Origin of the sequence: Pseudochryseolinea flava (assembly GCF_003286915.1) — a bacterium.
In the GTDB taxonomy this organism is placed as follows: Bacteria; Bacteroidota; Bacteroidia; order Cytophagales; family Cyclobacteriaceae; genus Ohtaekwangia; species Ohtaekwangia flava.
Genome location: NZ_QMFY01000008.1, coordinates 125,921 through 138,944, shown reverse-complemented (window position 1 = coordinate 138,944; position 13,024 = coordinate 125,921). Strand labels below are relative to the sequence as shown.

Annotated in this window: 9 protein-coding genes; 2 read left to right on the top strand and 7 right to left on the bottom strand. The window is 44.0% G+C overall.

The annotated features are described in order from the left end of the window. Positions 1–4: 4 nt before the first annotated feature. Positions 5–2,503 (bottom strand): nitrite reductase large subunit NirB, encoded by a 2,499-nt coding sequence (nirB, locus tag DQQ10_RS16045; RefSeq protein WP_112747904.1) that lies wholly within the window; start codon positions 2,501–2,503, stop codon positions 5–7. 116 nt (positions 2,504–2,619) lie between these two features. On the opposite strand from nirB, the gene cobA reads away from it, so the two are divergent. Next, the gene (gene cobA / locus DQQ10_RS16040; protein WP_112747903.1) at positions 2,620–3,390 is read left to right on the top strand and encodes a uroporphyrinogen-III C-methyltransferase; all 771 of its coding nucleotides are present in this window, start codon (positions 2,620–2,622) and stop codon (positions 3,388–3,390) included. A 9-nt stretch (positions 3,391–3,399) separates the two neighbouring features. Further along, on the top strand, positions 3,400–3,987 hold the full coding sequence (locus tag DQQ10_RS16035) for a DUF4202 domain-containing protein (RefSeq protein WP_112747902.1): 588 nt from the start codon (positions 3,400–3,402) through the stop codon (positions 3,985–3,987). On the opposite strand, the gene DQQ10_RS16030 is transcribed toward DQQ10_RS16035, so the two are convergent. The 6 genes from DQQ10_RS16030 to galB form a co-directional block, all read right to left on the bottom strand. Beyond that, positions 3,988–6,447: an ABC transporter permease gene (locus DQQ10_RS16030; protein WP_112747901.1), complete on the bottom strand. Its 2,460-nt coding sequence runs from the start codon at positions 6,445–6,447 to the stop codon at positions 3,988–3,990. 102 nt (positions 6,448–6,549) lie between these two features. Next, on the bottom strand, positions 6,550–6,888 hold the full coding sequence (locus tag DQQ10_RS16025) for a hypothetical protein (protein ID WP_133259673.1): 339 nt from the start codon (positions 6,886–6,888) through the stop codon (positions 6,550–6,552). Between the two features lie 53 nt (positions 6,889–6,941). Further along, a complete protein-coding gene (locus tag DQQ10_RS16020) occupies positions 6,942–7,130 on the bottom strand; it encodes a hypothetical protein (protein WP_112747899.1) in 189 nt (62 codons plus the stop codon). A gap of 171 nt (positions 7,131–7,301) precedes the next feature. Next, complete coding sequence (locus DQQ10_RS16015; protein ID WP_112747898.1) at positions 7,302–9,464, bottom strand: glycoside hydrolase family 3 C-terminal domain-containing protein; 2,163 nt, start codon at positions 9,462–9,464, stop codon at positions 7,302–7,304. Between the two features lie 107 nt (positions 9,465–9,571). Then, a complete protein-coding gene (locus DQQ10_RS16010; RefSeq protein WP_112747897.1) occupies positions 9,572–10,372 on the bottom strand; it encodes an alpha/beta fold hydrolase in 801 nt (266 codons plus the stop codon). A 104-nt stretch (positions 10,373–10,476) separates the two neighbouring features. Then, positions 10,477–12,885, bottom strand: coding sequence for a beta-galactosidase GalB (gene galB / locus DQQ10_RS16005; protein WP_112747896.1), 2,409 nt, complete (start codon positions 12,883–12,885; stop codon positions 10,477–10,479). Positions 12,886–13,024: the final 139 nt, after the last annotated feature.

The window sequence follows — 13,024 nt, the reverse complement described above, 5'->3', positions numbered from 1 at the left end:
CTTTCTATTTTTTATTCCAATCTACCGGACATTTTTGTCCACGCATGTCTACATATTCGATGTTCTCATCGGCATCATCACTGTTCACGAAGTGACGGAATTTCGCACGAAGCGCAGGATCTTCAACCACCTTCTTCCATTCACAGTGATAAGTAGCAATCAATCCTTCCATCTCCTTCTCCAACATCTCACCAATTCCAAGAGAATCATTGACGACCACATCATAAAGATATTCGAGACCTCCATCGAGTTTATTCAACCACGTAGCAGTACGTGTTAGTGGGTCTGCCGTGCGAATGTAGTACATCAAGAAACGATCGATGTATTTGATACAGGTTTCAGAATCGACATCGGTTACTAACAATTTCGCATGTTGAGGACGCGCACCACCGTTACCACACACATATAAATTCCAGCCCTTATCGGTAGCAATAATTCCAAAATCTTTTGATTGTGCTTCAGCGCATTCACGAATACATCCAGACACAGCGCCTTTGAGTTTGTGCGGTGCACGTAACCCTTTGTAGCGCTCTTCAATTAATACAGCGAAGGAAACTGAATCTTGCACGCCGTAACGGCACCATGTTGACCCTACGCAACTTTTGATCGTACGCAATGATTTTCCATACGCGTGTCCGCTTTCAAATCCTTCTGCAACAAGTTCTTCCCAAATATCCGGAAGTTGATCCATGCGCGCGCCGAACATGTCGATGCGCTGACCACCAGTGATCTTTGTATAGAGATTATATTTTTCTGCAATGCGACCGATCGCAGAAAGTTTCTGCGGCGTGATCTCACCACCGGCAATGCGCGGAACGACTGAGTACGTACCGCCACGTTGTATGTTTGCCAAGAATCGATCATTGCTATCTTGAATGGTATCTTGTTCAAGAATCAAATCGTTCCAGATACTCGCCATCAATGAAGCCACTGCAGGTTTACAGATTTCACAGCCGTCTCCCTTACCGTGCATGTCGAGCAATGCATCGTAACTCTTGATCCCTTTCACTTTGATGAGGTCATAAAGTTCTTGACGAGAAAAGTCGAAATGTTCGCATAATACTTTTTTCACTTTGTGTCCCATCGACTCGAGCGTGATCTTGAGCAGATCGTTTACAAGTGGTGTACAACCACCGCATCCGGTACACGCTTTTGTAGATTTCTTCAGGCCATCAACACTGGTAATGCCGCATTCTGTAATTTGATGAACAAGTTCCCCTTTCGTAATATTTTCGCAAGAGCAAATTTGCGCAGTGTCCGGCAATCCCTTCACGCCTGCACCTTCGTCGCCGCCCTTTGCACTTCCATTGCCAATAATTAATGTCTCTGGATTTTCCGGCAGCGGCATTTTGTTCGCCACCATTTGATGGAGAATGTTGTACTGACTCGCATCCCCGATCAAAATACCACCGAGCAATAATTTTCCATCTTCCGAAATATTGATGCGCTTGTACACGCCTTTATGCTTGTTCTTAAACACAATGGGAATACTTGGTGTGTTATCGCAGAACGGATCTCCGAAACTTCCCACATCGACGCCGATGAGTTTAAGTTTCGTCGACATATCAAATCCATTAAATGTTTTTGCGTTATCGCCAGTGATTTGACGGGCAACGATATCGGCCATTTCATATCCTGGTGCCACCAATCCATACACCATATTATTGAATACGGCAGACTCACCGATCGCAAAAATATTTTCATCATTCGTGCGCAGATGCTGATCTACGAGAATACCGCCGCGCGGGTGAACATTTAGCAACGTTGCCTTTGCTAGTTCATCCCGCGGACGGATCCCTGCTGAGATGACCAACATCTCAATATCGAGTTTACTACCGTCGGCAAAAGACAAGCCTTCAAGCTTCCCGTTGCCATCGATGGATTTAGTATTTTTTCCGAGGTGAATGGTGATACCAAGTTGTGACAATTTATGCGCGAGCACTTCCGACGCAGCGTCATCGATTTGCCTTGGCATCAAACGCGGCGCGAATTCTACCACATGCGTTTCAAGTCCAAGATCGATCAACGCTTTTGCTGCCTCCAATCCTAAAAGTCCGCCGCCCATTACGGCGCCACGCTTTACTTTTTTCGAATACGCAATAATATCATTGAGGTCTTCGATCGTGCGATATACAAACACACCATCGCGCTCAACGCCGTCGATCGTGGGAACAAATGCACTTGATCCTGTGGCCAACACGAGGTGGTCGTAATGATCGTGACGCCCCATGTGGGTTTTGATCGTCTTCTTTTCACGATCGATGTCGATGACTAATTCACCCGTATGCAGTGTAATATTGTTTTCGACATACCATGATGCTGGTGCCATTAACAGGTCATCAGCGGTAGATCCCGAGAAGTAGCTGCTGAGATGGACACGGTCGTACGCAGGACGGGGCTCCTCTCCGTAAACGATAATTTCTACTTCGGCTGAACGGCTACGTAGCTTTTCGCAAAGCTTATATCCTACCATTCCATTTCCTACGATCACGATCCTTTTCATTGCAAACGATTTAAGTAGTAAATCTTCAAATTTTAAGTAATTATACGTAAAAAGTATTAATAAACTACGTACACCACGTAAAATTTACGTATTATTACGTAAATATTTTATGAGCCATGAAGCAAGCTGAAACAACACTCTATATTGTAGGCGCCGGCCCCGGCGATCCTGAGTTGATGACTCTAAAAGGGATGAAAGCGATTACACGTGCCGACGTTATCTTATATGATGCGCTGGTAGATGAGCGATTGCTTCAAGAGAGTAAACCTGGATGTCGTTTGGTATATGTTGGCAAGCGAAAAGGCAAAAAAGAGTTTCCGCAAGAGGAGATCAATCGTCTATTGGTATTTTATGCAAGCCGTTTTGAAAAGGTGGTTAGATTAAAAGGTGGCGATCCGTATGTATTTGGTAGAGGTCATGAAGAATTGGAATACGTGCAACGTCATGGCATACATGTAGAAGTAATACCGGGCATATCAAGTTCACTGGCTGCGGCAGGTGCCGCCGGTATTCCGCTAACAAAACGCGGTGTGAACGAAAGCTTTTGGGTAGTTACAGGAACATTAAGCTCTGGCGAACTTTCAAATGACATCATTCATGCGGCAAAGTCATCGGCGACGGTTGTGATTCTGATGGGCATGACGCACCTAGCAAGGATTGCAGAGATGTTTGCTTTGACCCGATCGTTAGCAGAACCAATTGCCGTGATTCAAGAAGCCACGTGGGCGACACAGAAAATCGCGATTGGTACTGCACAAAATATTCTTGAAAAAGTTAAAGAGGGTGAATTGTCGTCACCCGCGGTTATTGTTATCGGTAACGTTGTACTAGAAAGTTCGCTGCTCAGTTTGCGCGAAGAGCTGGCAAAATTGAAGGTAGCGGTGTAATTTTAGCACATGTCAGCGAACGAAAAACTTGAAAGAGCATTTGCGACCTTCGATGCGTATAATGCGAATGATACACATCAAGAAGTTTTTGAAGGGAAGTCACATCCAAAAGAATTGTTGTACGGTATCCGGATGACGGAGCGCCTGAATCGTTATGCGCCCAATGCACCCGAGTATTTGCAACTCGCTGCCCGCGCGCAACACGTTGGTCGTTGGGAAATTCCGCGCGAGTCGTACTCTATGGACAAGAAAGGATATCTTCAATGGCGAAACGCTGAGAAGTTTCATCACGCTGAAATTGCACAGCAGGTACTAAGCAGTTGCCGCTACGACCAAGACATCATTGATAAAGTAAAGTTCCTTCTGCTCAAGAAAGAATTAAAATCGAATACCGACACACAAACGCTTGAAGATGTAGTGTGCTTGGTATTCATCGAATACTATCTTGAAGAATTTGCTGCAAAACACGACGACGACAAAGTCGTTGATATTTTACAGAAGACGTTAAAGAAAATGACACCGAGGGCGATACAAGAAGCTGTAAAGATTCCTGTGAGCGATCGCATCGGTGCCCTTATTGCGCGTGCTGCCGCGTAGTTATTCACTTCGTAACGATCGCGCCGGATTCGCCTTTGCTGCTTTCCATGTTTCATAGCTGATCGTGAACATGGTGATGATCAACAATCCACCAAGGCTAGCCACAAAGATCCAAACACTTAAATTCGTTTGATACTTGAAATTCTTCAGCCAGAAGTCTGACAAGAAATATGCTGCTGGTATTGCGATGCATGCGGATATGAGAAAAATCTTGAAAAAGATCCAGAGAAACATGCCCACCACTTGGCGCACCGCGGCACCGAGTACTTTTCGAATACCCACTTCTTTTGTTTTCTGTTCTGCGGTATAGGATGCAAGTCCAAAAATTCCAAGCGCGGTGATGAGTATTGCCAGAATCGCGAATGTTTTTGCGAGCGACGCAACAGTTCCTTCGACAGCATACATCCGATTAAATTCATCGCTCACAAACCAGTAGTCAAAGCCTATGCCTGGAAAAACTTCTTTCCATTTACTTTCAATGAATTTAATCTTCTCTTGAATTTTCCCTGCTGGTAATTCAACATAGGCAATGCGGTCGATAAAGTGTACATGAGGATTAAGCGCCAACGGTTCAATTTCTTGATGCATAGACCGGAAGGGAAAATCTTTCACGACACCAATCACTTTATAATTTCTGTTCACTTCTCCTACCTCCGTAACGGTTGTTCCTATAATTTTTTCAATGGGCTGATTCAAGGCTTTTACCGCTGCTTCATTTAGAATTAACGATAACGAATCTGCTACGCTATTCACATCAAAATCTCGTCCCGCAATAATTTCGAGTTTATATGTGCGAGCAAAATCGTAATCGACGTTGAGCTGATTCCATTGAAGATCTTTCCCATCAAAATCAGGAAATTGAAAAGTCACGCCAATCCACCCGAAGAAATTTAACCGCGGCAAGTGATTGGCCATGGTCACATGTTGGATGTCTTTATCTTGAAGTACGGCCTGTTTAAAAGTTTGATATTTATTCTGAGGAGCAGTACCACCATAGCGAATCGAAAGCAATTGATTTCCTTGCTCATTCAACTTTGATCCTTGCATATGTTGCATCTGACGAATGACAACAAGTGTAGAAATAATTAAGATCAATGAAATTGCATACTGCACCGTCACTAACCCTTTCCGGAATAACTCTGCGGCTTTACCCCTTACTTGTTGTCCCTTTAAAACTTCTGTGGGTTGGAACGCTGACAAATAGATGGCCGGATAGCTACCACTCACCACCGCCATAAACACGACGACACCGGCGATGATCAGCATGAGCAACGGATTAAACAACGACGCAAACGTGAACGATTTGTGTGCAAGTTGGTTAAACGGATGAAGGAATATAATGACCAGCACAAATGCTAGCAGTAAAGAGCCGAGTGTCATCAACGTAGACTCGCTGAAAAATTGATAAGCAATCTCTCGCCTTCTACTTCCAAATGATTTCCGTAAGCCGACCTCTTTTGCTCTTCTTGCCGAACGTGCTGTAGCGAGGTTCATATAGTTAATGCACGCGATCACCAATATCAAAATAGCTACAGCGCTGAATATGGCTAGGTATTTTTTATCTCCACCGTATCCAGGTTCCCATACGTTCTTCTGATCAAAGTGAATCTCGGATATCGATTTCAAGAATGGCGTAACTTTCCATCCTCCAGCAACAAACGCCGAATCGGATTGTGCCATGACGTCGACATATTTTTGCAGACCTGCTTCCATCACCTTTGGATCAGTTCCAGGTTTAAGTACAAGGTAATTTTCAAACCACTCTGAATTTTGCAGGCGTGTTCCTTCCATGTAAGCAGCAAAGTCTTCAACCACAGCGCGAAGTGCGTTAACATTAATGATATAGTTTGGCTTGAAATGTGAGTTGGCGGGAAGGTCTTTATAGAGGCCAGTGACTTTCACATCGATTTCTTTTCCGCGCGTTGCCCACGTATGTTTGATGGTGACAATCTCACCAATAGGATCACGATCGCCGAATAATTTACGCGCACCACTTTCACTCAGCACCATGCTATTCTGATCTTCGAAGATCTTTTCTAAATTCCCCTGAATTAAATTGAAGTATAGTACAGATTGAAATCCAGGTTCAGCCCAACGAATTTCCTCTGTGAGAATAATTTTATCTGCCGCTTTGTGATGTAGCGAGGTTGGATAGCCGATGTTATCAATGAGCACATTTTGGACTACCTCTGCGCGTGACTCCTTTAGTTCACGCGTCCAAAATCCTGGTGCGCTTGTATTGTCGAAAGTTTGTCCTTCCGGATTGGTTACGGTACATCCGACGCGATAGGTGTCATTGCCCAAAGGATGCATCGCATCGTATTGAAGTTCGTCGCTTACGTAGAGGAAGATGAGAATGGAGCTTGCTAATCCAAGGGCTAGGCCGAACACATTCAACAGCGAGAACATTTTCTGGCGCTGGAAATTTCTGATCGCAATCAGCAGATAATTTTTGATCATAGTGGTGGGGGTTCTTTATGGAAGAACGGAAAAGCCCTACAAATGTGCCTCCCCCACCTGGAATTATTTTTCCTTCCTACGCCCCACGCCAATCACGGAGTATTATTCGTCGATAAGCTTACCGTCCTTGGTAAACCTATATCTTCTGGTTTTCGTTGGATCTTGTATTTCGATAAGGTAAATAGTAGATGCATCGTTGCGATAGAAAGTTGCCTTCTCCCATCCTTTAAATTCATCACTTTGCAAAGATTTCTTCACACCAACCGGAAGTTCTTGCTTTTTAATTACGATAAGACTCCGGCGGTAGTCGGCTTTAGGAAGTACTTGCGGTGCAGGATCACCTTGCTTAATGGGATTGCGAACGGTATCTGCATCCTGAATTTGCGCAAAAATCTCGTGTGAACAAATCAGGGAAGCGAACAGGATTATGATCGTTTTCATACGCATGTAGTTTGATGATAACGATATAAAGAAGATGCCAATAATTGCTCTGGCTAATTGATGCCTTTGGGCAACTTTCCCGAACCACGACACCACTCACATTTTTCTTTACCGCGCGTGCCGTACCAAAATCCGCGACCATCGCAGCGCGAACACTTTTCATCTTTCGCCGTTGCCGACATGACCCAGCGAACGAAAACAAAAATGGCGAAGCCAATACCGAGGAGAAATAGTAATCTCATAGGGTAATAACTTAATTGGGGGATATGTTCCTGTTCAAGTACGCACCTACTTTGCGAAACTTAAAATCTCTGCAGGCTTTCATAATACCACCGTGGCAAAGAAGTCACATTAAGCATAAAAAAAGCCTACTCAAATTTGAGCAGGCTCTTGATGATCTCAAAATTTATTCGTTAAAAATTAGTATCCGCTGTCACTGGCGTGTTGCGAGATGAATTTCCGATCAAGATCGTGTAACGGCCTTTTTCAGTAGCCCACGATTTTGTGGCTTCATCATAATATTGAAAAGCATTCTGATCGAGTGTAATCTCAACCTCTTTCGATTCTCCAGCTTGTAGAAATACCTTCTTAAACCCTTTCAATTCCTTTGGCGCTCTTTCTATTTTGGTCTCACTTGCCGACACGTATGCTTGCACAACCTCCGCACCTGCAACTTTACCTGTATTCTTCACCGTTACTTTCACGACCACATTTCCACCATCTGCCTTCGTTGCAGACGCTTTCCCGAATTCAAATGTCGTATACGAAAGGCCGTATCCAAAAGGATAAGCTGGCGCCACTTTGTTTTGATCATAGTAACGATAACCCACAAAAATGCCTTCTTTATATTCAGCCTTCCAACCGTTATTCTTGTCACCGGGATAAGAACCATTAGCATGCGCAGGACTGTCTTCAAGTTTCTTCGGGAAAGTCATCGGAAGTTTTCCTGAAGGATTTGTTTCACCGAATAAAATTTTCGCAAGCGCCGTTCCACCTTCCATTCCTGGATACCACGCTTGGACAATTGCCTTCGCTTGTTTCTCCCAGGCATTCATATCGGTAGCGGCTCCGCCATATAACACGACGACATTTTTAGCATTTGCTTTTTGAACTGCCTTCAATAATTCTTCTTGTCCAAATGGTAAGATGATATTGGGTTTATCAGTGTCTTCCGAATCGAAAGCATTGTCGGTCCACGCATCGGAAAATCCGTGAATCCAACCACCAACATAAATTACCACATCTGCCGACGCCGCAAGTTTCGCAGCTTCCTGAATCAACGCTGGATTTGCCTTCGCTTCTTTAGAGATTTCATAACCCGCAGCATACTTCACTACTACTTTATCGCCCAGAAGTTTTTGAATTCCTTCTAACGGCGTGACTTCATATTTTGCATTCACTTGTGAACTTCCGCCCGCTCCCGCATGCTTACGCGTAGCATTCGCACCGATCACGGCGATAGTCTTCACCGATTCACGTTTCAACGGTAGTATGTTATCGTTCTTCAAGAGAACGATGGCTTCTTCCGCAATTTTCAATGCTGTTGCTTGATGCTCCTTCGTATTGAATGCACCTGATTGACGTTTTCCAAACATATTCGTTTTGTACATCATACGGAGAATACGCCTTACTTTATCATCGATGATTTTCACATCTACCTTTCCACTGTTCACCAGGCTCACAACAGTATCGCCAAGGAAATACTTTCCGTAGTTCGGATTTGAACCCAAGCTAAGATCTGTCCCCATCTCCACATCCGTTCCATTGTTGATGGCTTCCATGGTATTGTGTACAGCACCCCAGTCGCTCATCACCACACCTTTGAATCCCCATTCTCCCTTTAAGATTGTATTGACAAGATAGTCGTTGTGCGTGCAATATTGTCCGCGGAATTTATTGTACGCCCCCATGAGTGTATTCACTTCAGCATCTTGAACTGCGGCTTTAAAGCCAGGCAAATAGATCTCACGCAATGCACGTTCACTCATGTACACATCTACTTGAGTGCGCTGCGTCTCCTGATTGTTCGCAGCGAAATGTTTAACACACGCAGAAATTCCTTGGTCTTGCACACCCTTGATATAACCGACTACCATCTTGGAAATAAGGTAGGGATCTTCCGACAAGTATTCGAAATTTCTTCCGTTGACAGGTGTTCGAATGATGTTGATACCAGGACCAAGAATAACATCTTTGCCACGCGCGTTGGCTTCGCTTCCAAGTACTTCACCGTATTGATAACCAAGCTCTGGGTTCCACGTTGATGCCAACGCAACCCCTACTGGTAAATACGTGATTGAGTCCGCCACACCTTCATCTGGCACATAATCCGTACCGTGTTCTTTCCGAACGCCATGCGGTCCATCCGACATCACCCAATGTGGAATACCGAGACGTTTCACACCGCCCGAAGCAAATGACGACTCCGAATGGATCAAGGCAACTTTTTCTTCGATCGTAAGCTCGCTGATCAAGCTGTCGATTTTTTCTTCTGTAGACTTCGCCGTATGCTGCTCTGGCGCTCCACATGCTGTTAGCAGACCACATAGTGCGCTAACCATAAAAACGTTTTTCATGTAGTTTATTTTGGGATTGATTGGTTTGAATTAAAAAGCCATGCAAGGTAATCGTTATTGAATTGTTAGGCTAAACTTTAGCAATACAAATCACGCCCTTACAACTGTTATTTTTCGTTTAAGAACGTTAACACTTCGTTAGAAAACTCAGCTGTTCGTACTGTGTTGTTATGGTCTCCTGGAGGTCGCTTATACTGCGCGTGAGGTATCATCTTAAACAAAGCCTCAGACGAACCATTGTCTTCATCTTTGTCACCACAAATGACCAGTACTGGTTTGACATTTTTTGATAGCTCGGCGTCACTTGTTGAGGGTTGTCCATACTGCATCAACGCAAGGGATCGCTGATCAAGCCCTGACTCTTTCACATATTTGATAAACCCTTCCAACTCAGGAACCGGCTCTCCCGACAACGCACGATAAAACATCAATCGACGTGGCCACTCGGGATCTGTAAAGGCAGATCCCATACCGCCCAATACAGCTTTCGTCACGCGTTGATCCAACACAAGCAACCGCGATGTAATGATCGCACCACGTGAATATCCAACCACGGCATACCGCTTGATCTTTAAAAAGCTGATGAGTTGCATGAGGTCATTTGCTTCGGCATCTTTTAGATAAGCAGACTCATGATGAGGCCTGTCCGATTTTCCGTTCCCTCTTAAATCGACGACGATAACTTGATATCCCGATGCCAGTAAATCTTTATACAACATCGTTCGCTTCCACGACTCACCGTTCACTACAAAACCATGAACAAGCAAAATCGGAAAACCATCTCCCTTCACCTGATAATGAATTTGTGTTCCATCAAATGATTTAAAATATTTGGATGAATCAGCGGATTGCGCCAACAACCCATTTGTAGTCGACAGCGCAAAAAGAATTGTCATGATACTTTTCATAGTCTTCAAATAAAGCGCTTGAATGTTGAATCATCATGACCTCCACTCAAGCGCGACCCATAAAACAAAAAAACACATTCTGCACAATTGAAGCAATGCTAATATTACTTCAACACTAGGTCTATCGTTGATGATTGTAATCCCTCCGCCGTCGCAGTGAGTTTCGCCGTTCCCTTTCTATTTTTTCCGCGAATAACAACGAGTGCTAATCCATGAAACGCCTTGCGTTCTGTCGCTTTAAAAGAATCGTGACTTGTTGGATCGCCGTTATCGACACCCGCGATCTCAATATTATCAGAAAGTGTAAACTTCACTAAGTTATCAGCGTAGGGCACGATGTTTCCATCGGCATCAACGACGCTCACAGTCACGAAAGACAGATCATCGCTACCATTTTTAATCTCACTTCGGTCGGCGGTCAATATTACACGCGCAGGCGACGATGTTGTCTTAATTTCCTTCGTCATGACTACCTGTCCATTTATTTTTGATACCGCTTTGAGCGTACCGGCTTCGAATGGAATTCTCCACATCACATGCAGCTCGTCTTCTTTCTTTGATTTTACACCCAGCGATTTGTTATTGAGAAATAGCTCTACTTCATCGGCTTGATTATAGTAAGCCCACACGTCGACTAATTTCCCCGGCGTCCAATTCCAATGTGGAAAAATGTGAAGCGTAGGTTTGTTTGTCCATTCACTTTGATACATGTAGTATACATCTTTGGGAAATCCCGCGAGGTCAACAACGCCGAAGTACGAGCTCCTTGATGGCCACACGTAAGGTGTTGGTTCACCGAGGTAATCGAAACCTGTCCAGATAAACATACCTGACAAGAAATCGTTCTTCTTCATAAGCTTCCAGGTTTCCTCATGTGTAGATCCCCACGGCGCGCTCACGTTGTCGTAGGCAGAGACCGTGTTGTCGGCATTTCCTTCTGTAAACAACTTGTCCCACGCAATCGGCCAACGGCGAATGCTATCTGAGGGCATATCATAGTGGCCACGCGTTGCCAATGCCGATGTTGTTTCAGTGCCGATAAAAATCTTCCCAGGATAATCCTTTGGAAAATTTTCGTATGCTTTATGATTGTAGTTATAACCTATCAAATCAAGTGCTTCAGCTTTGATCAGACTATTAGTAGGCTTCACTTCATTATTAGCAGTCACCGTAAAACGTGTAGGATCGAGACGCTTCACAATTGAAACGAGTTCTTTTGTAATACGCACACCTGTTGTATCCCATTGTTCCCCGATTTCGTTTCCTACACTCCAAGCAAAAACACTCGGGTGATTTCTATCACGTAGTATGTGATCTTCAAGATCACGCGTGTGCCATTCGTCCCAATGCAAATGGTAGTCAAACTTATTCTTCTCCCTCTTCCACATATCGAATGCTTCATTCATCACGAGAAATCCCATCCTGTCACACAAATCCAGCAATGCCGGCGCCGGTGGATTATGAGATGTTCGAATGGCATTAACGCCCATTGCTTTCATGATTTCTAATTGGCGTTCCATTGCACGTACATTGAATACAGCACCCAGACAGCCAAAATCATGGTGTAGACAAACACCCTTTATCTTTGTCGGTACACCATTCAGAGAAAAACCTTTCGCTGCGTCAAACGAAAAAGCTCGAACACCGAACGGCGTGACATACTCGTCCATTTTTTTCCGATCAACAAAAAGCTCCGTCTTAAACTGATATTGATATGGATTTTCTATTGACCATAGAGTAGGCTTAGTAACGCGAAATGATTGATCAATCTTTCGTGATCCCGATTCTGCTACATCGTCGAGTGTGGTTGATTTGGATATTTGCTTTCCCTCGGCATTAATCAACGTTGTGACTACGCTTACGGAAGCTGATTTTTTACTTCCATTTTTTATGGTTGTTGATAAGGTAACCAGTGCATTTTCGTTAGAAACTTCTGGCGTCTGCACGAATGTTCCCCACTGATCAACATGAATATCTTTCGTCGTTATAAGATACACATTGCGATATATTCCAGAGCCGGAATACCAACGCGAGTTAGGTTGTTGAGAATTGTCAACGCGAACAGTAATAACGTTCGATTTCTCCAAATTGATAAAGGGTGTGATGTCGTACTGAAACGAAATGTACCCGTTGGGTCTTTTCCCTAAATAATGTCCATTCAGCCAGACCTCGCTATTGCAGTACACACCATCAAACGCGATGAACATCTTCTTTCCGCTAACAGATTTCGAAACACTAAAAGTTTTACGATACCAGCCGACACCGCCTGGGAGTGCACCACCGCCTACACCTGCAGGATGTTTGTCGCTAAAAGTTCCTTCGATGCTCCAGTCGTGTGGTAACTTGATATTCCTCCAGGTAACATCATCAAACGATGGGTCCTTTGCTTGATGATTATCGCCAAGAAAAAACTTCCATCCCTCATTAAAGATAACTGTAGTTCGGGATGCTGACTGCGTAAAACCCGACCAAGAACTCACTAAGAATAAAATTACGAGACTAATCTTTTGCATTACAATAAAATTTCAAACCAATATTTTCGCAGCAAGATACCGTAGCACAAACGTTATGGATGGATAAAATATCTCTCATTAAGGTATGATATGTTTCATCTCAACTTTTACAAGTAAGAAATTGAGGAGACTAATCATC

Coding starts and splice junctions, on each gene's coding strand:
- nirB (WP_112747904.1), bottom strand. CDS start 2,503: ATGAAAAGGATCGTGATCGTAGGAAATGGAATGGTAGGATATAAGCTT.
- DQQ10_RS16015 (WP_112747898.1), bottom strand. CDS start 9,464: ATGAAAAACGTTTTTATGGTTAGCGCACTATGTGGTCTGCTAACAGCA.
- DQQ10_RS16035 (WP_112747902.1), top strand. CDS start 3,400: ATGTCAGCGAACGAAAAACTTGAAAGAGCATTTGCGACCTTCGATGCG.
- DQQ10_RS16030 (WP_112747901.1), bottom strand. CDS start 6,447: ATGATCAAAAATTATCTGCTGATTGCGATCAGAAATTTCCAGCGCCAG.
- galB (WP_112747896.1), bottom strand. CDS start 12,885: ATGCAAAAGATTAGTCTCGTAATTTTATTCTTAGTGAGTTCTTGGTCG.
- DQQ10_RS16020 (WP_112747899.1), bottom strand. CDS start 7,130: ATGAGATTACTATTTCTCCTCGGTATTGGCTTCGCCATTTTTGTTTTC.
- DQQ10_RS16025 (WP_133259673.1), bottom strand. CDS start 6,888: ATGAAAACGATCATAATCCTGTTCGCTTCCCTGATTTGTTCACACGAG.
- DQQ10_RS16010 (WP_112747897.1), bottom strand. CDS start 10,372: ATGAAAAGTATCATGACAATTCTTTTTGCGCTGTCGACTACAAATGGG.
- cobA (WP_112747903.1), top strand. CDS start 2,620: ATGAAGCAAGCTGAAACAACACTCTATATTGTAGGCGCCGGCCCCGGC.